22 protein-coding genes are annotated in these 22,222 nt (G+C 58.4%); 8 read left to right on the top strand and 14 right to left on the bottom strand.

The window, feature by feature from the left end; genetic code table 11:
- Window positions 1–125 precede the first annotated feature (125 nt).
- The 4 genes from motB to flhD form a co-directional block, all read right to left on the bottom strand.
- Window positions 126–1,058: a flagellar motor protein MotB gene (gene motB, locus CR159_RS02415; protein ID WP_102072372.1), complete on the bottom strand. Its 933-nt coding sequence runs from the start codon at window positions 1,056–1,058 to the stop codon at window positions 126–128.
- 11 nt (window positions 1,059–1,069) lie between these two features.
- Window positions 1,070–1,942: a flagellar motor stator protein MotA gene (motA, locus tag CR159_RS02410; protein ID WP_102072371.1), complete on the bottom strand. Its 873-nt coding sequence runs from the start codon at window positions 1,940–1,942 to the stop codon at window positions 1,070–1,072.
- Between the two features lie 165 nt (window positions 1,943–2,107).
- Complete coding sequence (gene flhC / locus CR159_RS02405; protein WP_102072370.1) at window positions 2,108–2,779, bottom strand: flagellar transcriptional regulator FlhC; 672 nt, start codon at window positions 2,777–2,779, stop codon at window positions 2,108–2,110.
- A gap of 24 nt (window positions 2,780–2,803) precedes the next feature.
- Window positions 2,804–3,127: a flagellar transcriptional regulator FlhD gene (gene flhD / locus CR159_RS02400; RefSeq protein ID WP_102072369.1), complete on the bottom strand. Its 324-nt coding sequence runs from the start codon at window positions 3,125–3,127 to the stop codon at window positions 2,804–2,806.
- 254 nt (window positions 3,128–3,381) lie between these two features.
- Here flhD and CR159_RS02395 point away from each other — a divergent pair, with 254 nt between their 5' ends.
- Window positions 3,382–3,897 (top strand): C40 family peptidase, encoded by a 516-nt coding sequence (locus tag CR159_RS02395; RefSeq protein ID WP_102072368.1) that lies wholly within the window; start codon window positions 3,382–3,384, stop codon window positions 3,895–3,897.
- A 15-nt stretch (window positions 3,898–3,912) separates the two neighbouring features.
- Here the strand turns inward: CR159_RS02395 and CR159_RS02390 are convergent, their stop codons facing one another.
- From CR159_RS02390 to CR159_RS02360, 7 genes are all read right to left on the bottom strand, one after another.
- The gene (locus tag CR159_RS02390) at window positions 3,913–5,508 is read right to left on the bottom strand and encodes a glycerol-3-phosphate dehydrogenase/oxidase (RefSeq protein WP_102072367.1); all 1,596 of its coding nucleotides are present in this window, start codon (window positions 5,506–5,508) and stop codon (window positions 3,913–3,915) included.
- Between the two features lie 142 nt (window positions 5,509–5,650).
- Complete coding sequence (locus CR159_RS02385; RefSeq protein ID WP_102072366.1) at window positions 5,651–7,381, bottom strand: ABC transporter substrate-binding protein; 1,731 nt, start codon at window positions 7,379–7,381, stop codon at window positions 5,651–5,653.
- Window positions 7,382–7,475: 94 nt separating this feature from the next.
- Window positions 7,476–7,784, bottom strand: a complete 309-nt coding sequence (locus CR159_RS02380) for a DUF2160 domain-containing protein (RefSeq protein WP_102072365.1) — start codon at window positions 7,782–7,784, stop codon at window positions 7,476–7,478.
- A gap of 10 nt (window positions 7,785–7,794) precedes the next feature.
- A complete protein-coding gene (locus tag CR159_RS02375; protein WP_102072364.1) occupies window positions 7,795–8,610 on the bottom strand; it encodes a carbohydrate ABC transporter permease in 816 nt (271 codons plus the stop codon).
- Window positions 8,603–9,496 carry a carbohydrate ABC transporter permease gene (locus tag CR159_RS02370; RefSeq protein ID WP_102072363.1) on the bottom strand — a complete coding sequence of 298 codons (894 nt, stop codon included), beginning with the start codon at window positions 9,494–9,496 and terminating at the stop codon, window positions 8,603–8,605. The genes CR159_RS02375 and CR159_RS02370 overlap by 8 nt, the downstream gene beginning before the upstream one ends.
- Window positions 9,493–10,569, bottom strand: coding sequence for an ABC transporter ATP-binding protein (locus CR159_RS02365; protein ID WP_102072362.1), 1,077 nt, complete (start codon window positions 10,567–10,569; stop codon window positions 9,493–9,495). The genes CR159_RS02370 and CR159_RS02365 overlap by 4 nt, the downstream gene beginning before the upstream one ends.
- 1 nt (window position 10,570) lies before the next feature.
- The gene (locus CR159_RS02360) at window positions 10,571–11,647 is read right to left on the bottom strand and encodes an ABC transporter ATP-binding protein (RefSeq protein WP_102072453.1); all 1,077 of its coding nucleotides are present in this window, start codon (window positions 11,645–11,647) and stop codon (window positions 10,571–10,573) included.
- A 135-nt stretch (window positions 11,648–11,782) separates the two neighbouring features.
- Between CR159_RS02360 and CR159_RS02355 the strand changes: the two genes are divergently transcribed.
- The 7 genes from CR159_RS02355 (at window position 11,783) to CR159_RS02330 (ending at window position 17,329) form a co-directional block, all read left to right on the top strand.
- Complete coding sequence (locus CR159_RS02355; protein WP_102072361.1) at window positions 11,783–12,547, top strand: DeoR/GlpR family DNA-binding transcription regulator; 765 nt, start codon at window positions 11,783–11,785, stop codon at window positions 12,545–12,547.
- 33 nt (window positions 12,548–12,580) lie between these two features.
- The gene (glpK, locus tag CR159_RS02350; RefSeq protein WP_102072360.1) at window positions 12,581–14,080 is read left to right on the top strand and encodes a glycerol kinase GlpK; all 1,500 of its coding nucleotides are present in this window, start codon (window positions 12,581–12,583) and stop codon (window positions 14,078–14,080) included.
- A 43-nt stretch (window positions 14,081–14,123) separates the two neighbouring features.
- Entirely contained in the window at window positions 14,124–15,278 is a 1,155-nt protein-coding gene (locus CR159_RS02345) for a methyltransferase (protein WP_102072359.1), read from the top strand.
- 30 nt (window positions 15,279–15,308) lie between these two features.
- Window positions 15,309–15,776 carry a TM2 domain-containing protein gene (locus CR159_RS02340; RefSeq protein ID WP_102072358.1) on the top strand — a complete coding sequence of 156 codons (468 nt, stop codon included), beginning with the start codon at window positions 15,309–15,311 and terminating at the stop codon, window positions 15,774–15,776.
- A 25-nt stretch (window positions 15,777–15,801) separates the two neighbouring features.
- Window positions 15,802–16,524, top strand: a complete 723-nt coding sequence (locus CR159_RS02335; RefSeq protein WP_102072357.1) for a lipoyl protein ligase domain-containing protein — start codon at window positions 15,802–15,804, stop codon at window positions 16,522–16,524.
- 82 nt (window positions 16,525–16,606) lie between these two features.
- Window positions 16,607–16,759, top strand: coding sequence for a DUF5993 family protein (locus tag CR159_RS21635; protein WP_199173220.1), 153 nt, complete (start codon window positions 16,607–16,609; stop codon window positions 16,757–16,759).
- Between the two features lie 3 nt (window positions 16,760–16,762).
- Window positions 16,763–17,329 carry a disulfide bond formation protein B gene (locus tag CR159_RS02330; protein ID WP_102072356.1) on the top strand — a complete coding sequence of 189 codons (567 nt, stop codon included), beginning with the start codon at window positions 16,763–16,765 and terminating at the stop codon, window positions 17,327–17,329.
- Here CR159_RS02330 and CR159_RS02325 read toward each other — a convergent pair.
- The 3 genes from CR159_RS02325 to ytfE form a co-directional block, all read right to left on the bottom strand.
- Window positions 17,307–18,965 carry a SulP family inorganic anion transporter gene (locus CR159_RS02325; RefSeq protein ID WP_102072355.1) on the bottom strand — a complete coding sequence of 553 codons (1,659 nt, stop codon included), beginning with the start codon at window positions 18,963–18,965 and terminating at the stop codon, window positions 17,307–17,309. The genes CR159_RS02330 and CR159_RS02325 overlap by 23 nt on opposite strands.
- 196 nt (window positions 18,966–19,161) lie before the next feature.
- Window positions 19,162–21,441, bottom strand: coding sequence for a nitric-oxide reductase large subunit (locus CR159_RS02320; protein WP_102072354.1), 2,280 nt, complete (start codon window positions 21,439–21,441; stop codon window positions 19,162–19,164).
- On the bottom strand, window positions 21,434–22,123 hold the full coding sequence (gene ytfE, locus CR159_RS02315; protein ID WP_102072353.1) for an iron-sulfur cluster repair protein YtfE: 690 nt from the start codon (window positions 22,121–22,123) through the stop codon (window positions 21,434–21,436). Before ytfE ends, CR159_RS02320 begins: the two co-directional genes overlap by 8 nt.
- Window positions 22,124–22,222 lie beyond the last annotated feature (99 nt).

Genomic DNA, 22,222 nt, shown 5'->3' with positions numbered 1-22,222 from the left:
AGAGCTGTGTCATCTGCTTATTCGGTTCCCGAGCTGATTCGTTGTTAAGGCCATTTCCGCCCATGAGGTTCGATACGCCGGCAGTTCGGCGCACGCGTACTTGCATCCGCATGCGTTCGCCGCGCTTATGGCTGCAACGGCGCCACCGGTAGCGCAGGCAGGCCGGGCAGGTTGATGCTTGGCGCCGGTTCCATGATTTCCTTGAGGTCGTATGCGGTCGCCCCCGATGCGTTCTGCGCATCAATGCGTCGTTCTGCACGCTTGTTGAGCACAACGACACTGATACGCCGATTAACGGCAGCCATGGGATTATCTTTAATCAGGCTTACCGAGGACGACAGGCCCAGAACCCGCCTCACCTTGGTCTCGGCCATGCCTCCTATGACCAGCTCCTTGCGCGCCGCGTTGGCACGATCCGCGGATAGCTCCCAGTTACTGTAATAGCGTTCGCCGGAAGCATATTGCGTGGCGTCCGTGTGCCCCGCCACACTGACGCTATTGGGCAATTCATTCAGCAAAGGACCCAGTTCGCGCAGGATGTCGCGCATATAGGACTGCATATGCGCGCTGCCGGTGGAGAACATCGGACGATTGTCCTTGTCGATGATCTGTATGCGCAGGCCATCGGGCGTCATATCCAGGAGCAATTGCGGGCGGAATGCAAGCAATACGGGATCCGTCTGGATCAACCGCTCGATCTCGGCCTTCAGGTCTTCGAGGCGCCGCGTGTCGCGCACGTCTCCCTCGGTACGCACATCGCCGCGCGAAGGAATCGGATTGACATTGGGTATAGGGCTGGGTGAACCGCCTGGTATGACAGTACTTCCGGTGTCGTTCCTTTTACCGCCTGTAATCGCTTCCATGAGCGGCATGCGGAAATACTCGGCCATTTCCTGCAGATCTTTCTGCGGCACCAGCGATACCAGCCACATCACCAGGAAGAACGCCATCATGGCCGTCATGAAGTCGGCGTAAGCGATTTTCCAGCTGCCGCCATGCGGGGCTTCATGCCGTCGTTTCGGTCGTCGGATGACGATCCTGGGCTCGGATTTATTCATAGAGCCGCCCGCTACGCTTTCTTGCCGGGAGCCCGGGTTTGACGCACGTGCTCTTCAAGTTCCATGAACGATGGACGCACGTAGGAGTACAGCACTTTGCGGCCGAACTCGACCGCCAATTGCGGCGGGTAGCCGTTCATGCTGGCCAGCAGCGTGACCTTGATGCATTCCAGCACTTTTTCCGAGGCAACCGAACGGCGCTCCATGGATGCGGCCACCGGAGCGACAAAACCGTAGGCCAGCAAGATACCCAGGAAGGTTCCGACCATCGCCTTGGAAATAAGGTCGGCCAGGATCGCCGGAGGCTGGTCGACCGACGCCAGGGCCTTGATAACTCCGAGCACAGCGGCCACGATACCAAATGCCGGCAGCGCGTCGGCCACCGCCCTCAAGCCCACTGCGGGCGCATTTTTCTCGTTATGATGCGCTTCGATTTCCTGGTCCATCAGCGCTTCGATCTCATGCGAACTCATATTTCCGCTGATCATGAGGCGCAGGTAATCGGTGATGAATTCCATGAGGCTAGGATCGTTCAACACCGCCGGATATTCGGTAAAAAGCGGGCTGGTTTCAGGTTCTTCGATGTCGGATTCGATCGACATCAATCCGTCGCGACGCGCCTTGTTCAGCAACACGTACATAAGGGCCATGAGCTCCATGTAGAGCTCTTTGCTGTAGGGATTCTTCTTGAGAATGAGGGGCAAGGTCGAGATCATCATCTTCATCGACTTGCCGCTGTTCGAAGCAATATAGGCGCCCGCCGCTGCACCGCCTATCAATACGAATTCGAAGGGTTGATAAAGGGCACCGAGATGTCCGCCCAGGGCAACAAAGCTGCCAAATACCGAGACAAAGACAATTACAAACCCAAGCAGAATAAACACGGATACGCCCTAGATAAACACATATGCATATGATCCGTTCTTTTTGCTTACCAAAAGCGCCCTTCAAAGGGTGTTTTCAAGCCCAAATCCCGGCTCTGCTATAAAAAACCGCCTGGAAACTTCCATGGCGGCGCAATACTGCATGGAGGATCACCCTCGGCTGAATCAAGCCGGACTGGGCTCTGCCATAACGGGTAAGGTGGGACTCTTCGCCGGACGGCGCGTTTTCCCAGCCGTAAGCCCGGCAACGACTTCTTTGTCCAGAAGCGCCTTGGCCGAACCTGCCGCCTTTGTGCTGGCGGCGGCATGCGCACGGGTTTTACCGGCCCGTGGCGGTGGGCGGCAAATGGCGCATACAAAGCCCTTTTGTGGATCGTGAGCGTGCGCAACGAAGCCGCCCTTGCATCGCTCGCAATAGGACAACTGCACCATGTTGCTATCGAAAAACCGGATAAGCATCCACGCACGGGTGAAACTGAGCACGGGCTCACCAAAGGGTTCATCCGCCCTGCCGGTTGAAGCCTGTTCCAGGTAAAGCCGATAGGCTTCCACCAAGGCGTGCGATTTCTTTGCGGGGCTGCGGGTATCCATGAACTGATAGATGCTGTGGAATACGCTTGAATGAATATTGGGCAGCCACGTCATGAACCAGTCGACCGAGAACGGCAACATGCCTTTCGGCGGCGAACAACCTTTCACTTCGCGATAAAGACGCGCCAGGCGATCATAGCTGAGGCTGGTCTCGGCCTGCAGCACCTGCAGACGAGCGCCCAGCCTGATCATTTCCGAAGCCAACATTATTTCGCTGGCTTCCTTGGCTACACTTTTGCTTGCCATGAGTATGTCTTCTGATTGGAATGATTAGGCGGGCTGGCCGGCGGAACGCTGGGCAAGCAGTATGGTGGAGTGAGCTTGTTGCAGCACCCCGCCAAGCACGTCTTGCGTCAACGACGACAAAAGGTCGTAGTCGTTGAGGCGGAAACCGCAAATCAGTGAACTGGACGCGGCCAGCTTTACCAATTGAGCCGGGGACAATCGAAGCACGATGTCGGCCACATCGGTATTAAAGCCCAGGCGAAACATGCCGGCCGAAAAGTTTTCCCTCAAAAGACGTTGTGCCAACATCAAGTACGACAAATTAACTTCATGAATATCACGCAACGACGAATTTTCCGACACGGGCATTACGAACTCCTGGGTTTGTGGCCACTGTTTACATGAAACGATGGTTTTCTGACTTGTTCATGCTGTTTACGAATAAACCGCAAGGAAATAGTATCAAAAAACGACAAGGATTTACATTATGCAGGTCAAACTTTACAAAAATTGGTCGTACTTTACATGATTACTTACAGAACCGTGTCTTAATTGCACATTCGCAACATGAGAATACGCAATAGCGCATTGTGCGTAAGCCTTTTTCCTAGAATAATGGATTGATGACGATAGCCATCCGCTCCTTTTCGCCCTTATTCCTGGCTGTAACAATGACGGCGCTGCTCTTGACCGCCTGCTCCGGCCCGGGCGCACACCGGACTCAGCTTTTTTCTCATGACACAATTAACGTAAACCCAGAACAACGTAACGAAGTGGTGCTTACCGCATTGGCCTTGCTGGACTCCCGATACAAGTACGGCGGTTCGGTACCGGCTCAGGGTTTCGACTGCAGCGGCCTGGTGGCCTATGTATTCAACAATGCGGCAAACCAGACGCTACCGCATAACACTGCGGAAATCGCCAGCCTTAGCCGGCCGATATCCAGGAAACACCTCAAGGCCGGTGACTTCGTATTCTTCAACACGCTGAACAGGCCATTTTCGCATATGGGCATCTATATAGGCGACGACAATTTCATTAACGCGCCCTCCACCGGAGGCCGCGTACGTATCGACTCGCTCAGCAATCCCTATTTCGCCAAGCGTTTCGAGTCAGCACGCACTGTGTTTGGCGGTTAGCGTCATGGCAATGCTTCAGGTTGGCAAGCGCAGGTATTGCTCGGTAAGCTGAAGGAACGCGTCCAGTTGCGGGTCGACGCCGATCTCCTCTTGCAATAGGGCCGCGACGGCCGGTGCAAGACTGGCGGCCAATCTTGCATCCAGGAACAGCATACGCGAGCGCCGCGCCAATACGTCTTCAACTGTGCGGGCGTATTCGTAGCGCGCAGCGAAACTTACCATGGCAGCGCTGAGCCCGGGAGCCAGTTGTGTTTCAGCACCCGGCAATGCCTGAACGCATTGCGCCTCGGTACCGTACGCGTCCAGCCCGGGGACCGCGGCCATCGACGTGCGGCCCTGGCCGTTTCTTTGTGCACCCAACAGCAGGAAGTCGCTGGTTTCGGATGGCGGCAGGCGCGGCAGCAAGGCGTTTTCGACACATTTTTCCAGGACGTCCTCGGCCATTGCGCGATAGGTGGTCCATTTTCCGCCTGTAACAGTCACCAAACCGCTGGGACTGACCAGCACGGTATGTTCGCGGCTGATTTTCTTGGTGGCGCCGCCTTCGTTCGCCGGCGGACGCACCAGCGGCCGCAAGCCGACCCATATGCTTTTCACATCGCTGCGTTGCGGTGCGCGGCTTAGATACTTGCCGGCTTCGCCGAGGATGAAGGCCACTTCCTCTGCAAAGGCGCCGGGCTCTCGCGACAGGTCCTGGCGCGGCGTATCGGTGGTGCCCAAAATGACCTTGCCCAGCCATGGAACGGCAAACAGCACCCGTCCGTCCTGGGTCTTGGGTACCAGCAAGGCGTGATCGCCCGGAAGAAACTCTTTGTCGACCACCAGATGCACGCCCTGGCTCGGTGCGACCATGGTTTGGGTTTCGCGGCCGGTGGCGGCACCGTCTTTCTGGCGTATCTGGTCGACCCACACGCCCGTGGCGTTCACGACACATTTGGCCAGGACTGTGTAGGACGTGCCGGTTTCGGCGTCTTCGCACTGCACACCCGCCACTTTACCGTCTTGATGAACCAACCCGGTGACCGGACAGTAGTTCAGCAACAACGCCCCCTGCGAGGCAGCCGTTCTGGCCAGCGTTACCGCCAGGCGCGCATCATCGAATTGCCCATCCCAATACTTGACGCCTCCCTTGAGGCCTTGCGCTTTTACGCCCGGCAGGCATAGCCGTGCCTGGCTTGCGCTGAGAAATTGTGTGGAGCCCAGGCCGGCCTTGCCGGCCAGAGCGTCATACATTTTCAGGCCCACGCCATAGAACGGCGTTTCCCAGCACTTGTAGCTGGGCATGACGAAAGCCAAGGGACGCGCCAGATGCGGCGCGTTGTGCAATAAGGTGGTCCGCTCGTGCAAGGCTTCGCGCACCAGGGCAATATTGCCTTGCGCCAGGTAGCGTACGCCGCCGTGCACCAGCTTCGTGGCGCGCGACGACGTACCCTTGGCAAAGTCGTGCGACTCCAGCAATACCACCGAAAGCCCGCGCAATGCTGCGTCGAGCGCCACGCCGAGGCCAGTGGCCCCGCCCCCGATGATCGCCAGGTCGACCTGGCCGAGACCGGCTAATGCGGCCAAATGTTGCGCCCTGTCGGACGCCTGGGGGGTATTGATAGTTGTCATATAGGTGAAACCAATTAATTCGGAGCAGCGTAAGTGTAGAACACCGGCGCACTATATGTGAGAGGTCGTATGCGCGAATCACGCACACGACCTCTCATCCAGCGCTTGCCAATCAAGGCGACATCAGTGCGCTGTTTGCACACTAGCGCACGCGGCCTTCCTTCCATGCACTCAGCAAGGCGTCGTAGGCGACGGTTTCACCCTTGGGGCTTTCGTTGGCCAGCTTCTTCCATGGAGCCTGCTTGTCGCTCAGCCATTTCTCGGGATCGCTCTTGGGGTTCAGCTTCGGCGCGCAATGGCTCATGCCCGCGCGTTCCAGCCTGGCCATGATCGCATCCATCTCTGTGGCCAGCGTATCCATGGCTTGTTGAGGCGTGGTCTCGCCCGTAATGGCCGTCGCCACGTTTTTCCACCATAGCTGGGCCAGCTTTGGGTAGTCCGGTACGTTGGTACCGGTAGGTGTCCATGCCACCCGCGCCGGACTGCGATAAAACTCGATCAGGCCGCCGTACTTGTCGGCATTCTTCGTGAAGTACTCGCTATGGATGTCGCTGTCGCGAATGAAAGTCAGCCCTACAATGGATTTCTTCAGGGAAGTGGTCTTGGCGGTGACGAATTGGGCGTACAGCCAGGCTCCGGCTATTTTCTTGGGATCATGATTCTTGAAAAAGCTCCACGAACCCACATCCTGGTAACCGTTCTGCATGCCTTCCTTCCAATAAGGACCATGCGGTGCAGGCGCCATGCGCCATTTCGGCGTGCCGTCTTCATTGACCACGGGCAGGCCCTTCTTGGTCATGTCAGCGGTGAAGGCGGTGTACCAGAAGATTTGCTGCGCAATATGCCCTTGTGCCGGCACGGGCCCGGATTCGCTGAATGTCATTCCCTGCGCCTGTTTGGGCGCGTACTTCTTCATCCAGTCGATGTACTTGGTCAAGGCATAGACCGCGGCCGGCGAATTGGTGGCGCCGCCCCGCGATACGGAAGCACCGACCGGCGTGCACTTGTCGTCCGCAACGCGTATGCCCCATTCATCGACAGGCATCCCGTTAGGCGTGCCTTTGTCGGCGGTGCCGGCCATGGACAGCCAGGCATCCGTGAAACGCCAGCCCAGCGACGGATCCTTCTTGCCGTAGTCCATGTGCCCATATATGGTTTGCCCGTCTATCGTCTTGACGTCATTGGTGAAGAAGTTGGCGATGTCTTCGTAGGCGGTCCAGTTGACAGGCACCCCAAGGTCATAGCCATACTTGGCCTTGAACTTGTCCTTCAGGTCTTGCCGGGCGAACAGGTCGGCGCGGAACCAATAAAGGTTTGCGAACTGCTGGTCGGGCAACTGATAGAGCTTGTCATCGGGCGCGGTCGTAAACGAGGTGCCGATGAAATCCTTGATATCAAGCTCAGGATTGGTCCACTGCTTGCCTTCACCGTTCATGTAATCGGTCAGCGACAGCATTTCGCCATAGCGGTAGTGCGTTCCTATCAGGTCAGAATCGGAAATCCACCCGTCATAGATGGACCTGCCCGACTGCATGGAGGTTTGCAGCTTCTCGACGACGTCACCCTCCTGGATAAGGTCGTGATTAACCTTGATACCGGTAATTTCCGTAAACGCCCTGGCCAAGGTCTTGGCTTCGTACTCGTGCGTCGTGATCGTTTCAGACACGACCGATATCTCGTTGACGCCCTGCTCTTTCAGTTTCGCGGCGGCGTCGATGAACCACTTCATTTCAGCCATTTGCTGATCCTTGTTCAGGGTCGATGGCTGGAACTCGTTATCTATCCATTTCTGGGCTTCGGCTTCGCCTGCGTAAACCTGGCCGGATAGCAGGCACGTTACGGCAAATGCCAGTGCGGTACGACGAAATAACATTGTTGTCTCCTCGGTAGATCATGTCCCCGCTTACTCCATTGTCCTGCCGCGCAGATCCGGGGATAAGGGAATCGCGCGCAACAACAACCAAGCTCTATCCCTTGCGCATGACCAGCGCAAGAATCAGCATGGACGCCACAAAACTGATCCAGACAGTGGGTTCCTCGGCGAGCCCCAGCCACCGGGCCAGCTTGTCGCTGATGCCCAGGAAGCCCAGATTGATGTACGCCGCAATGAGCAGCCCCATGAAGAGGCGGTCGCCACGCGTAGTGGCCATGGGCAGAAAGCCTTTGCGCACGGTGGTGGGACGCTTGATTTCCCACAGCGTCATGCCCACCAGCATCAGCACTATGCAAATGAAGAACACGGCCGTGGGCAGAGTCCAAACCATCCAGTCCAGCATGCCGGCTCCTTTACACGCGTCCCATTGCAAAACCCTTTGCAATGTAGTGCCGGACGAACCAGATCACGATGGCGCCCGGAATGATGGTGAGGGTTCCCGCCGCAGCGAGCGTCGCCCAATCCATACCCGAGGCGGAAACCGTCCGGGTCATGGTGGCGACAATGGGCTTGGCATGCACACTGGTCAGCGTACGGGCCAGCAGCAATTCAACCCAACTGAACATGAAGCAGAAGAAGGCGGCGACGCCGACACCCGCCTTGATCAGCGGCAGGAAGATGGTCAGGAAAAACCGGGGAAAACTATAGCCGTCGATATAGGCCGTTTCGTCGATTTCACGCGGGATCCCGCTCATGAAGCCTTCCAGTATCCATACCGCCAGCGGCACGTTGAACACCAGATGCGCCAGGGCCACCGCCCAATACGTATCCATCAGCCCCAAGGTCGAATACAGCTGGAAAAAGGGCAGAAGAAATACCGCCGGCGGCGTCATGCGGTTGGTAAGCAGCCAGAAGAACACATGCTTGTCGCCCAGGAACCGATAGCGGGAAAACGCATAAGCGGCCGGCAGCGCCACGCTAACGGAGATGACGGTATTGAGCACCACGTAAATCAGGCTGTTGATATAGCCGCTATACCAGGACCGGTCGGTGAAAATGGTCTTGTAGTTGTCCCACGTGAAGGTAGTGGGCCACAGCGCAAAGCTGGACAGGATGCCCTGATTGGTCTTGAAGCTCATGTTGATCATCCAGTAGATGGGCAACATGGCGAATATCAGGTACAAAACCAGGAAAATGCTGCGCTTGCGGAAGCGCTTGCTGTTAGTCATGGCCGGGCTCCTTATCCTGGGTTCCCACGCGCAGCATCCAACTGTACAGAATGAAGCACAGCAACAGGATGATCAAGAAATAGATGAGCGAGAACGCGGCCGCCGGGCCCACGTCGAATTGCCCGACTGCCTTCTGGGTCAGGTACTGGCTAAGGAAAGTCGTGGCGTCGCCGGGGCCGCCGCCGGTCAGCACAAAGGGCTCGGTATAGATCATGAAGCTATCCATGAACCTGAGCAGCACCGCAATCATCAGTACGCCACGCATCTTGGGCAGCTGTATGTAGCGGAATATTGAAAACTTGCTGGCGCCGTCGATGCTCGCTGCCTGGTAATAGGCGTCGGGAATGGAACGCAAACCCGCAAACGCAAGCAAGGCGACCAGCGGTGTCCAATGCCATACATCCATCAGCAGCACGGTCAGCCAGGCATGAGTTGGGTTGCTGGCGTAGCTGAACTCAATTCCCATCGATCGCAAGGCATGGCCCATCAGGCCAATATCCGGGCGTCCGAATATCTGCCAGATCGTGCCGACGACATTCCACGGAATAAGCAGGGACAAGGCGATCAGCACCAGCACGGCGGATGACTTCCACCCGGTGGACGGCATGGCCAGCGCCAGCATGATGCCCAATGGTATCTCGATAGCCAGCACGGAAAACGAGAACACCAATTGCCGCAGCAGTGCGCCATGCAGATCCTGGTCGCGCATGACCGCGGTAAACCACTCGGTGCCGACAAATACCGCGCGCGTCGGCGATATGACATCCTGCACCGAATAGTTCACAACCGTCATGAGCGGCAATATGGCGGAGAACGCCACGCACACGACGACCGGCAATATCAGCCACCAGGCTCTCTGGTTGACGGGCTTGGTCGATACACTCATGCGATAAGCTCCTCGTCCCGATAAAAACAGGAGTGCCTGCCCAGGAGCGCAAGACCCGCCGTAGCGCCTGGTTCGGGAAGGTCATGCTCCAGGCCCAAGCGTGCGCGCACAAGATGGGAGCCCACCCGCGCTGTCAGCAGCTGGTACGTGCCGACGTTCTGCACTTTCTCGACAACGGCCGAAAAGACGCCGGGCTTGCCCGGCTCGGCCAGTTCCGTATATTCGGGGCGTATGCCCAATTTGATGTGGCCGCGGGCCGAGGCGATGCCAGCCGGCACGGGCACCGACTGGCCTTCCAGCCTGATCACGCCATCGGCCGATTCAATGGGCAGGATATTCATGCCCGGCGAGCCGATGAAATGGCCCACAAAGGTATGGGCGGGACGCTCGAACAGGTCTTCGGGCGTACCCACCTGCACTACCTTGCCGCGCGACATGACCATGATCTGTTCGGCAAAGGTCAACGCCTCGACCTGATCATGGGTGACATAGATAAGCGTGAGCTTTAATTCATGGTGAATCTGCTTGAGCTTGCGTCGCAGTTGCCATTTCAGCTGGGGATCGATCACGGTAAGCGGTTCGTCGAACAAGACCGCCGATACGTCGGACCTGACCAGGCCCCGCCCCAGGGATATCTTCTGCTTGGCATCGGCGGAAAGCCCTGCCGCCCGCTGGTCCAGCTGATGATTCAATTCCAGCATCTCGGCAATCTGGCCGACGCGGGCTTTGATCTGCGCCGCCGGCATATTGCGATTGCGCAGTGGAAACGCAAGGTTTTCCCCTACCGTCATCGTGTCGTACACCACGGGAAACTGGAATACCTGGGCGATATTGCGCGCTTGCGGCGTGGCGCCGGTCTTGTCGATGCCATCGAAGTGGACCGTTCCGTGCGAGGGCTCGAGCAGGCCCGAAATAATATTAAGCATGGTCGTCTTGCCGCAACCCGACGGCCCAAGCAACGCATACGCGCCGCCGTCACGGAATGTCATCGTCATGGGCAGCAAGGCGTAGTCCTCATCGCTCTGGGGATGGGCCACATAGGAATGAGACAGGTCCAGATCGATGCGAGCCATATCAATGTTTCCTTTGCGGCGCATACACCAGCTTGCCGGAGGTATCGAAAACGAAGGCCATGGCCGGGTCAAAGTACAGCGCCAGCGGCGCGGCAATATCGAAGTGATGAACGCCGGTCACCTGTGCCACCAGGTCGCCGATGTCCGACGTCAGGTGCACGAAGGTGTCGGACCCCGAGATTTCAGCCAGCTGGACGATGCCGTGCAAGGCAAGGTCGCCATCGCGTGGCTGCAGGCGCAAGGTACTGGCGCGCAGGCCTACGGTGACATCGGCTCCGCCTGCGATCGCGCTATCGGGCAGGGCCATCGCGAGCGTGTCGCCGGAAGGCAGCTGTACGCCTGTGCCGGAACGCGACGCCTTGATGAAGTTCATGGGCGGATCGCTGAAGGCGCGGGCAACCCGAACCGAGGCTGGGAAATTGAACACGTCGGTGGCCGGGCCATACTGCAGCAACTCGCCGCGGTCGAGCACCGCGGTATAGCCGCCCAGCAGCAAGGCTTCCCCCGGTTCTGTCGTGGCATAGACGATGGTCGAGCCGCCTGACTCGAACAATAGCCCGAGCTCATCGCGCAATTCTTCGCGCAACTTGTAATCAAGATTGACCAGCGGCTCGTCCAGCAACATGAGCGGAGCATTCTTTGCCAGGGCGCGCGCCAGCGCCACCCGCTGCTGCTGGCCGCCCGACAGCTCGGCCGGAAGGCGATCGAGGAACATGCCGATGTGCAGCTTGTCGGCCAGGGCCTGCACCTGCGCCGGAATATTTTTCTCGCCACGCAATTTCAGCGGCGACGCAATGTTCTGCCGGACCGTAAACGAGGGATAGTTGATGAACTGCTGATAGACCATGGCAACATTGCGATGGCGCACCGACTTGCCCGTGACATCGCTATCGTCGACCAGAACCCTGCCCGCGCTGGGCGCGTCGAGCCCGGCCATGATCCGCATGAGGCTGGTCTTGCCGGCAAGGGTGGCGCCCAGCAATACCGTCACGGCGCCCGCCTGCGGACGCAGGCTCATGTCATAAAGCCAAGTTTCGCTTCCCACCTTCTTGCTGATGCCGTCTAGCGCCAACTGCATGGTCTTGTCTCGCTGTACTTGTTCTATTCTGCGCATTATTGTTCGTTTACCGACTATTTTCCCTAGATGAAAACCCTAGGGTCGATTCGTTTTCTTTCGATGTACAGTCTTTTTGTTTTGTCATCGATTTAAATCATGAATCCAAACCCGCGCCAGCTCAAGCTCTTGCAACACGTGCAGAAGCATCATTCCAGTACGGTCGACGAGTTGGCCGGCCATTTGGGCGTGACCGTCCAGACCGTGCGCCGCGATGTGCAGCGGCTTTCCGAAGCCGGCCTCCTGGCTCGCTTTCATGGTGGCGTGCGAGTGCCCGATTCCACCATCGAGAATATTGCGCACCATCAGCGCGAGAACCTGCATGCGGAAGGCAAGCGCCGTATTGCACTAGCCGTCGCCCAGGCCGTGCCGAACGACTGTTCCCTGTTGATCAATATCGGCACCACGACCGAGGCGATCGCCAAGGCGCTGATGCAGCACACCGGTTTGCGCGTCATCACGAACAACATTAATGTAGCGGCCATCCTGAGTCTCAACCAGAATAGCGAGGTCATCGTGGCGGGCGGCGTAGTGCGGCCGCGCGATCACGGCATCGTCGGCGAAGCCACTGTGGATTTCATCCATCAGTTCAAGGTCGATATTGCGCTGATCGGCATATCGGGCATCGAGGCGGATGGCTCCTTGCGCGACTTCGACTATCGCGAAGTGAAGGTGTCCCAGGCTATCATTTCGCACGCGCGCGAAGTCTGGCTGGCGGCCGATGCCAGCAAATTCAATCGCCTTGCCATGGTGCGCGTCGCCCATCTTGGCCAGATTGACCGGCTTTTTACCGACGAGGTGCCGCCCGATCCGTTTCCGGATCTGCTGGCACGTGCGCAAGTGCGCTGCGACATCGCGATGTGATACAAATCAGCCTATTCTTTTTAGCGGCCCGCCATGACCTACCTACTTGCACTCGACCAGGGAACCTCCAGCACGCGCAGCATCGTCTTCGATGTAGCGGGGAACATCGTGGCGCTGGCGCAAAAGGAAATCACCCAGATCTATCCGGAACTGGGCTGGGTCGAACACGATCCCATGGAGATCTGGGCGACGCAGCTAGCAACCGCCCGGGACGCCATCGCCAAAGCCGGCCTTGATGCCAGCGATATCCGCGCCATCGGCATCACCAACCAGCGAGAAACCACCCTGGTGTGGAATCGCAAGACAGGCAAGCCGGTCTACAACGCCATCGTGTGGCAGGACCGGCGCGCCGAACCGACGTGTGCGGCGCTGCGTGAAAACGGCATGGACCGCAGCATACTTGCGAAAACCGGCCTGCGCGTCGACGCCTACTTTTCGGGCACCAAGCTGAAATGGATACTGGACCATGTACCCGAAGCGCGCGAGCAAGCCCGCCGGGGCGAGCTGGCTTTCGGCACGGTGGACAGCTGGCTGATCTGGCAACTGACCAAAGGCCAGAAGCACAGTACCGACGTCAGCAATGCCTCGCGCACCATGCTGTTCAATGTCCATGACAACCAATGGGACGACGAACTGCTGCAGGCCTTGGACATCGAGCCCGCGCTCATGCCCCAAGTCCTGCCTTCCGCCGCCGAATTCGGCGCCGTACATGCCGAACTCCTGGGACATGCCATTCCTATTTGCGGAGTGGCCGGCGACCAGCAAAGCGCCCTGTTCGGCCAAGCCTGCTTTAGCGCCGGCATGGCCAAGAACACCTATGGCACGGGCTGCTTCATGCTTATGCACACCGGTACAAAGTTCCAGACATCACAAAACGGCCTGGTCACCACCAGCGCCGCGCAGACAGGCACGCAAACGGAATTTGCCATGGAAGGCAGCGTATTCGTCGGAGGCGCCGTGGTGCAGTGGTTGCGCGATGGCCTTAATGCCGTCAAGAAAAGCAGCGAAATCGAAGAGCTTGCCCGAACCGTGCCCGACTCGGGCGGCGTAATGCTGGTGCCGGCCTTTACCGGCCTGGGCGCGCCCTACTGGACGCCCGAGGCGCGCGGCACCATTACGGGACTTACACGCGGCAGCACCATGGCACATATTGCCCGCGCGGCGCTGGAAAGCATTGCGTATCAAAGCGCCGCTTTGCTGCAGGCCATGAGCCGCGATGCGGTGGCCGCCGGGTCCGAACCGTTGGCCGAACTGCGTGTGGACGGCGGCGCCTGCGTGAACGATTTGCTGATGCAATTCCAGGCCGACCTGTTGGGCATTCCGGTATTGCGCCCCACGATGGTGGAAACAACCGCATTGGGCGCCGCGTATCTTGCCGGCCTGACCAGCGGCGTCTACAAGAACAAAGAGCAGCTATCCACACTGTGGCAAGTCGAGCGGAGTTTCACGCCGGAACTCGCACGGGCCGATGCACAGGCGCTGATGGAACAATGGGAGCATGCGGTACGGCAAACCTGCCTGCCCAGGTCTTGATGCCGGTGGCCTACAATAACGGTATTCCATCAATGGCCCAATCATGCTCGAAACAAGCTCCAACGCCGAACCCGTCCACGTAAGATGGACGGAAAATGAACAAGCCCGTTCGGCACGATGGTATGCACAAAACAGCAGCGCGCCGCCCAAGCGGATCATTACGGCCGACGACACGCTGAGCGCCGATGCGGCCTATCGCCTGATCAGCCAGGGCACCGCCTTGCTGTGGCGCGGCGACTTCCAGAACGCAAGGCAGCTGCTGCAGGCGCTGACGCGCCGCGTCGATAAAAGAAAGAAGCCGGTACCCGCCGACGAGGCCGCCCTGTCGCCGATTGACACCTTCAACCGGCACCGCCTGCAACAGTCCCAGCGCAGCCAACTGCTGAACAAGCTGTTGATCGAATTGGGGCCTGATGCGGGTATAGCCTTGCGCCGCGCACCCGATGTTCGCGACGCCTGCCGGGCAGCCCTGGGTGAAACGCCCGAGCCGTTTCTGCTGCCGCTCAGAGCCTTGCAAGGAATTATCGGCGCATACGAATGGAAGAAGAAAGGCGTGTCCATTTCTGCCCTCGGCCGCCGCATACATGTGGACTACGGCGTGTTCTCGCCCAATCGCGGTGAATACATAGACTTGATCGCGCGTGCTCCGCTGCCCACGCAAGAGCTGGCTTTCGATATCGGAACCGGCAGCGGTGTGCTGGCCGCCGTACTGGCCCACCGCGGCGTACGCAAGGTCATTGCAACCGACCAGGACCCGCGAGCGCTGGCCTGTGCAGAGGAAAACATCGCAATGCTGGACCTCGGAGGCGTTATTACCCTGCAGCACGCCGACCTGTTCCCGGCAGGCCGCAGCGGGCTGATCGTCTGCAATCCGCCATGGCTGCCGGCCAAGCCTACCGTCGCGATCGAACGCGCCATTTACGATCCGGACAACACTATGTTGCTGGGGTTCCTGAACGGACTGGCCAGCCACTTGACCCCCGATGGTGAAGGATGGCTGATCATGTCTGACTTGGCCGAGCACCTGGGGCTGCGCAGTCGCGAGTTCCTGCTTGAAGCGTTTACCGATGCCGGATTGCGGGTGATCGACCGCCTGGATGCGCGTCCCACGCATCCCAAGGCTACGGACGACGCCGACCCGCTGCACGCGGCGCGCAGCGCCGAAACCACGTCGTTGTGGCGACTGGCCCTACACTAACGCTTGTCCTGTGCGGAGGCACACTGAACCATGCTGCAAAAAATCATTCTGGCCATCGCCGTCTTTATCATTATTCTGGTGGCGCTGACCTTTGGCGAAGCGATAGCATATGAAGCCTTTGCCTGGATATCGCATCTGACCGGGCTGGTATTTCATAACTTTTCCGACGTGTACTACGCGGCCAAAAACTACGTTACCCTTCACGCCACCAAGGTCATCATCGCCCTGCTTCTTACCGTCCCCATCAGCCTGTGGATCATCAAGAGCAAAGGCTCCGAACTGGAGAAGCCCACCAATCACCGCAAGATCGCGATTGTGTTGGCGATTTTTCTGGGCTGGCTAGGTGCGCACCGCTTTTTTCTCGGGCAGATCGGCTGGGGCATTTTCTACCTGGCCATCTTCTATTTCTTCGCGCCGCTGGTCATCATTCTGGGCCTTATCGACGCGGTGCGCTATATGTTCATGAGCGACGAAGAATTCGCCATGGTCCGTACTTGACCTTGGGCTAGTTACCCGAAAGCCCATGCGATTCCAGTTGCTGCCTTCAACGGGCTTATGCCAGGATGCCCGCTTCGACGAATGCCTGGTCGGCTTGGCCGCTCAACACGGACCTACCGCGTGCCTATGGGAGTCCGGCCAGGGCCTGGTTGTGCCTCGTACCTATCAGCGCCATGCTTCTTTTGCGGCAAGCTGCACGTCGTTCGCCGGACTGGGCTGGCCGGTAACCGTCCGGCAATCCGGCGGCGGCATTGTCCCGCAAGGACCAGGCATCATAAACCTCAGCCTGGCCTACGCGGTCGACGGCAAGCCACTGGACCATTCGGACGACGCCTATCTGCTAATTTGCCGTGTGATCGCAGCCGCCTTGCGGGAGGTCGGCATAGATAGCCATCCCCAGGCCGTGGAAGGTTCGTTTTGCGATGGCCGTTATAACCTCGCGGTCGGCTGCGGGCCGAGTGCCAGGAAAGTTGCCGGCACGGCCCAGCTATGGCGCCGTCAAGCCGTCGCCTCGGGCACGGACACCATTCAGATCGTGCTCGTACACGGGTTGATACTGGCAGAGGTCGACGTCGCAGCGCTGACCCAATGCGCCAATCGTTTTGAGCAAGCCATCGGCAGCGAGAAACGATATTCCAGCGACAAGATTGCCTCGCTGCATACGTTGGCCACTGTGCCCGCGACGGACGACCGTCACTTCGTAGCGGCGGTGAGTGCAGCGCTGGAACGTCAGATCCAGTCTCTTTAATGATTAAACGCTGGCATTGGCGCAGGTTACGTTACATAATGTAGCGCTATTATTTACGTCGAGAGTATGTGCGCCCATGATTATGATGCTGCCTTTTCTGACCGGCATGCTCGCCGCCTGGTTTGGCCTGAAAGGCCATCGCCCCGCCTGTATTTCACTGTGGCTGCTTACCCTGGTGATCTTTGCCGCGTGGTGCAAATTCCACATGACCGATCCTATGGGACTTTCACTCTAAGCCATGGCGAACTCCTACTACACGAACACTACCTATCCGCTGTCGCGTGCGCTTAACCTGCTGGCGCTGGCCGGCATCTGCGGGATATTGCTGTTTGCTTTCATCTGGCAATTTGCCTTCAACGACCTGCCCTGTCCGCTGTGTCTCTTGCAGCGCGTCGCTTTCGTCATGATTGGAATTGGGCTGCTGCTGAACCTGCGGTTCGGCCCTTCCGCCATGCATTACGGCATGATCATCCTGTCGGCCCTGGGAGGCGCATTTGCGGCCGGACGACAGGTACTCCTGCATATCGGTGCCGGTGACCCGGGCTACGGCCCCCCCTTCATGGGCCTGCATTTTTACACCTGGGCCCTGATCTTTTTTATTGCCTTCCTGGGGTGGACCGCGATCATGTTGATCGTAGACCGCCGCTGTTCCGACCAGCCCAATGCCCAGCAAGTCAGCCGTATCGCCCGCAGCATCATGTGGGTATTTGTTATTCTGGTAGCCGGCAATATGGTGTCGACCTTGCTGGAATGCGGGTTTGGTGCTTGTCCCGACGATCCGGTCAGCTATCTCTGGCTGCAATAGGTCCCGTCAACTGGACAATGGCCTCGATAAGCGTGGCGGCCACGTTTCCAGGACCAAGCGTGGCAATAAGGCCCATTTTGCCAAGCTTCTCGTAGACTCGTGAGTTCGCCTCCACGATCATCACGCGCACCCCGCGTGCCTGCAGGTCAAGCACCACTTCTTCCAGCGTTTGCAAACCGGTTGCATCGATAAACGGTACATTCCGCAGGCGAATCACGAGAACCTCGGGGTCGGTATTGGTATCGGCCAGCGCGCGCTCGAACGCCTCGACGGCCGCGAAGAAGAACGGCCCTTCCACGGCATACACCAACACGCCCGCCGGCAAGTGGTGCACACCTTCTTGCGCCAGTTCTTTATCCAGCGCGGGACCATTCTGGCGGCGTACCACCACGCTTTCGGCCATGCGGCGCATGAAGTGCAGCATGGCCAGCACCACGCCGATGTTCACCGCGACAACCAGATCGGCAAAAACTGTCAGTACGAAGGTAACCAGCAGTATGACGACGTCCGCCCTCGGCGCGCCTTTGATCATCTTGATCACGTGACGCAGTTCGCTCATGTTCCAGGCGACGATAAAAAGGATGGCGGCAAGGCAGGCCAAGGGAATATTGGCGGCCAGCGGCGCCAGAAAGAGCAGGACTACAACCAGTGTCAACGCGTGCACGACGCCGGCAATGGGGCTGGTACCCCCGTTGCGGATATTGGTGGCTGTGCGCGCGATGGCGCCGGTCGCCGCAATACCGCCGAATAAGGGCGCCACGATGTTGGCCAGTCCCTGGCCGATGAGTTCCTGGTTGGAATTGTGCCGTGTGCCTGCCATGCCGTCGGCCACCACCGCCGAAAGCAGCGACTCGATTGCACCCAGCATTGCAATGGCAAAAGCAGGACCGATAAGCTCGACCAGGCGCGATAGCGTAATGTCAGGAAACTGCCATGAGGGCAAGCCACGCGGTATCTCGCCGTAAGTGCTGCCTATGGTCGCCACGCTTTCGAAATTGAATATGGCCTGGATGATCGTGACGATCACCAAAGCCAGCAGCGGGCCCGGCACTCGTGCCAGCACGTGTATGCGCGGCGTGACAATGAGCAGGGCCAGGGCGATGAGCGCCAGGATGGTTGTTGCCCAGTCGAACTGGGGCAAGGCCTGCAGCAACTGCCACAATTTCTGGTGGAAATGCTCGCCGGCAACGGGCGGCAAGCCGAAGAAGTCTTTCCATTGGCCGACCCATATGACCACGCCAATGCCGGCCGTAAAACCGACGATGACGGGGGCCGGAATGAACTTGATGACAGCGCCCATGCGGGCAATGCCAAAGAGCAGCAAGATGATGCCGGCCATTGCGGTGGCAATCTGCAAGCCGTCGACGCCGTGCTGCGCGACAACGGCTGCAAGAATTACGATGAATGCGCCTGTTGGCCCTGCGATCTGCACCCGGCTGCCACCAAACAGCGAAACGATAATGCCCGCGATGATGGCGGTATAAATGCCCTGCTCGGGCTTCACCCCCGAAGCGATTGCGAAAGCCATGGCCAGGGGCAGGGCCACGACGCCAACGATCAGGCCGGCGACAATATTGCGGAACCAGTGTGGTCGTTGCAACAGCCCGGCGCGGTACGCATCAATAAGAGCAAACATCGAGACTCCAGAGTAGCCAGTGCAATGTAGCGCATTATTATAATGTAATGCGATGTAACAAACTTCCGTCAGCGTCTCATTCAGAATAGAACGAGAGAAGGGGCTGCACATGGCAGCCCCTTCTGTCCTTCAAGCACCACCCTGTTCAGGGCGGGATACTGCATTGCCAGGCATACGCTGCAAGGCGAATGTCTGTTTACTCGGCGGCGGCTGTTACACCGTAGACGTCATGCTTGAGGTAGCTCTTTGGCTGGAAGACGCCGATCACGACTTGCCAGAACACAGCGAATGCACCCACGATGAAGACCACGTCACCGAAGGTACGAACCCAGCGCAGCGTTTGCAGAATGGGTTGCTGCATGAATTCTTCACTGCGGGCGTACCACATGCCTTCGGTGATGCTGGCATAAGCCTGGATAAGCCCAATGGGGAACAGGCTTGTACCAATCATGAGCACCAGGCCAAGGTTCAAGCCCCAAAAGCCGGTACGCATGAGCGAGTCGTTGAACTTGAAGCCAGGCACGATGTAGCGCAGTACCAGTAAGGTGAAGCCGATGGCCAGGAAGCCGTATACACCGAAGAGGGCCGCATGAGCGTGGACCGGCGTGGTGTTAAGGCCCTGGATGTAGTACAGGGAGATGGGAGGATTGACCATGAAGCCAAATACACCCGCACCCAGCATGTTCCAGAAGGCGACGGCAACAAAGCACATCAAGGGCCAGCGAACCGCTTCCATCCAGGGAGCGCGTTCTTTCAGGCGCCAGTTTTCCCATGCTTCATAGCCCAGGATGATCAGGGGTACGACTTCAAGAGCACTGAAGCTTGCACCGATAGCCATGATGGGCGTGGTGGTGCCCGAGAAATACATGTGGTGCAAGGTACCGGGCACGCCGCCCAGCATGAACAAGGACGCGGAGGCCAGGCTGGCTACCGTTGCGCCGCGTTTGGACACCAGGCCCATGGTCGCGAAGATGAATGCCAAGGCTGTGGTTGCAAAGACTTCGAAGAAGCCTTCCACCCAAAGGTGGACGACCCACCAGCGCCAGTATTCCATGATGGTGATGTGCGTGCGTTCACCGTAGAACAGACCGGTACCATAGAACACGCCGATGGCAATGGTCGAGGCAACCAGCAAGGCCAGCAGGTTCTTGTCGCCACCCTTTTTGAAGGCAGGCAGCATGCCGCGCAGCATCAGCAACAGCCAGAATGCCAAGCCCAGGAACTTCACGATTTGCCAGAGGCGACCCAGCTCAAGGTATTCGTAGCCTTGATGACCGAGCCAGAAATTGAACTGCGGAGGCATGATGTGCTTGATGGCAAGGAAGTTGCCCACGTAGGCCCCAACGACCAGGACCACCAGTGCCCAGAACAGGATATCCACGCCCAGCTTCTGGTACTTGGGATCCTTGCCGCCATTGACAATCGGTGCAAGAAACAAGCCGGCGGCCAGGAATCCCGATGCAATCCAGAACAAGGCGGTTTGCAAGTGCCATGTCCGGGTCAGCGAGTACGGCAGCCATTCCGAAATGTTGATGCCGTAGAAAGTCTGCCCTTCGACGGTATAGTGTGCGGTCAAGCCACCCAGCAATACTTGCGCGATGAACAGTGCAACGACCAGGAACAAGTATTTACCCAATGCGCGCTGTGAAGGCGTCAAGGCGCCAAGCGTAAGCGGATCCTTTTTGGGCGACTCGGGTTCGGGGTGATCCCGATGCAGGAATGCCCATCCCCATACCAGGAACGCAATACCCGCCAGCAAGAACACCACGCTGGCAATCGACCACATGATGTTGGCGCCCGAAGGATGGTTATCCACCAGAGGCTCGTGCGGCCAGTTGTTGGTATAGGTGACATCCGCATTCGGACGTTCAGTCGACGCGGCCCAGGACAGCCAGAAGTAGAACTTGACCAGGTCTGCACGCCGGCCCGCATCGGGCAGCGTGTTTTCCTTCATGGCGAAGTTGGACCGTGTCTTTTGCAGCTCGGGGGCGTCGCCATAAAGCCTGATGTAGTAATCGCCGGTAGTGGCCATCGCCTTGGCCCGCCGCTCCGACACGGTGACCACACCGGTGTCGGGATTGAGCGTGTTGCGGCGATATTCATTTTTCAGCTGGTTCTTCAATGCCGCCTGCTGGTCTTCATTCAGCTCGGCAAAAGGAACACCCGCTGTTTCCTGGGCGGCTACTTCGAGCCAGGCCAGCAATTCGCGGTGCAACCAGTCGGCGCTCCAGTCGGGCGCCTGATAGGCGCCATGGCCCCAGATCGAACCAACCTGCATGCCGCCGGTGCTTTGCCAGGCGGTTTGACCATCTAGAATCTGCTCTTTGGTCATCAGCTCCTGGCCGGAGGTGGTGACGACTTGAGCCGGAATGGGTGGAACTTGCCGATAAATTTCAACACCGCTCCACCCGAGAACTCCGAACGTGACTGCCAAAACGGCCAGTAATAACCACCATAACTTCTTGTACTCACCCATGATGAGCTCCTTCTGCTGCAATTGAGGCATTTAAGAACAGCACATTGTTTTCAAGATGAATGTGCTGCATCAAGTCTTCCTTGAATGCGTTGAGACCGCCATACAGTGCGCGCCAGGTATTGCAGGCATTGACGGGGGTCGTAATGTTGTTGGTGAGGCGCTGAATATTGGCCAGCGCGCTGCCGTGCTGGTCGTGCTCGAAGCGCATCACCGAGATAGGCGCCTGGGCCGGCCCATTCATGCCGTTGGCCAGCATGGGGAAAAGCATTTGCTCTTCTTTCATCATGTGGCTTTCCAGTTCTTGTTGCAGGCCTTCCAACGCCTCTGCCAAGCCAATGGGACACGCCGGCCTACCGGCATGCACGTGTTCGACACGGCGCGCAAGGCGAATGAGCTCGGGCAGCTGTACGCGATGGCGCTCGTGGAATCGCGCTACGATATGCGCAACGAGCTCGTCAGGCCGCGCTTGGCGCCAATCGATGCCTTCCGCTGGATCGACCGACAGCGCGGCCAGGGCGGCAACCATCAGGTCCAGGTCCAGGCCTTGTTGTGCCGCTGCTTCAGCCAGCGTCTTGTCGCCACCGCAACAGAAGTCCAGCTGAAACTCGTGAAATACGCGGGTAGCGCCGGGGACGGCACTGGCGAGTGTGCCCAGCGTCTGGTCCGGCAAGTTTTTGTTCATTTGGCTTCATCCTTAAAATGGTATGGATTCCCACACGACATTAAGCAGAATTCGTGCCAACTTTTTTATTGTTTATTTTCAAGCACCACGAGGGTGTAG

The sequence above is a fragment of the Pollutimonas subterranea genome (genome assembly GCF_002849655.1).
Lineage (GTDB): Bacteria > Pseudomonadota > Gammaproteobacteria > Burkholderiales > Burkholderiaceae_B > Pollutimonas > Pollutimonas subterranea.
The sequence above is the reverse complement of the archived record's forward strand: the minus strand, read 5'-3'. Positions and strand labels throughout refer to the sequence as shown.

Coding starts and splice junctions, on each gene's coding strand:
- motB (WP_102072372.1), bottom strand. CDS start 1,058: ATGAATAAATCCGAGCCCAGGATCGTCATCCGACGACCGAAACGACGG.
- flhC (WP_102072370.1), bottom strand. CDS start 2,779: ATGGCAAGCAAAAGTGTAGCCAAGGAAGCCAGCGAAATAATGTTGGCT.
- flhD (WP_102072369.1), bottom strand. CDS start 3,127: ATGCCCGTGTCGGAAAATTCGTCGTTGCGTGATATTCATGAAGTTAAT.
- CR159_RS02395 (WP_102072368.1), top strand. CDS start 3,382: ATGACGATAGCCATCCGCTCCTTTTCGCCCTTATTCCTGGCTGTAACA.
- CR159_RS02390 (WP_102072367.1), bottom strand. CDS start 5,508: ATGACAACTATCAATACCCCCCAGGCGTCCGACAGGGCGCAACATTTG.
- CR159_RS02385 (WP_102072366.1), bottom strand. CDS start 7,381: ATGTTATTTCGTCGTACCGCACTGGCATTTGCCGTAACGTGCCTGCTA.
- CR159_RS02380 (WP_102072365.1), bottom strand. CDS start 7,784: ATGCTGGACTGGATGGTTTGGACTCTGCCCACGGCCGTGTTCTTCATT.
- CR159_RS02375 (WP_102072364.1), bottom strand. CDS start 8,610: ATGACTAACAGCAAGCGCTTCCGCAAGCGCAGCATTTTCCTGGTTTTG.
- CR159_RS02370 (WP_102072363.1), bottom strand. CDS start 9,496: ATGAGTGTATCGACCAAGCCCGTCAACCAGAGAGCCTGGTGGCTGATA.
- CR159_RS02365 (WP_102072362.1), bottom strand. CDS start 10,569: ATGGCTCGCATCGATCTGGACCTGTCTCATTCCTATGTGGCCCATCCC.
- CR159_RS02360 (WP_102072453.1), bottom strand. CDS start 11,647: ATGCAGTTGGCGCTAGACGGCATCAGCAAGAAGGTGGGAAGCGAAACT.
- CR159_RS02355 (WP_102072361.1), top strand. CDS start 11,783: ATGAATCCAAACCCGCGCCAGCTCAAGCTCTTGCAACACGTGCAGAAG.
- glpK (WP_102072360.1), top strand. CDS start 12,581: ATGACCTACCTACTTGCACTCGACCAGGGAACCTCCAGCACGCGCAGC.
- CR159_RS02345 (WP_102072359.1), top strand. CDS start 14,124: ATGCTCGAAACAAGCTCCAACGCCGAACCCGTCCACGTAAGATGGACG.
- CR159_RS02340 (WP_102072358.1), top strand. CDS start 15,309: ATGCTGCAAAAAATCATTCTGGCCATCGCCGTCTTTATCATTATTCTG.
- CR159_RS02335 (WP_102072357.1), top strand. CDS start 15,802: ATGCGATTCCAGTTGCTGCCTTCAACGGGCTTATGCCAGGATGCCCGC.
- CR159_RS21635 (WP_199173220.1), top strand. CDS start 16,607: ATGATGCTGCCTTTTCTGACCGGCATGCTCGCCGCCTGGTTTGGCCTG.
- CR159_RS02330 (WP_102072356.1), top strand. CDS start 16,763: ATGGCGAACTCCTACTACACGAACACTACCTATCCGCTGTCGCGTGCG.
- CR159_RS02325 (WP_102072355.1), bottom strand. CDS start 18,965: ATGTTTGCTCTTATTGATGCGTACCGCGCCGGGCTGTTGCAACGACCA.
- CR159_RS02320 (WP_102072354.1), bottom strand. CDS start 21,441: ATGGGTGAGTACAAGAAGTTATGGTGGTTATTACTGGCCGTTTTGGCA.
- ytfE (WP_102072353.1), bottom strand. CDS start 22,123: ATGAACAAAAACTTGCCGGACCAGACGCTGGGCACACTCGCCAGTGCC.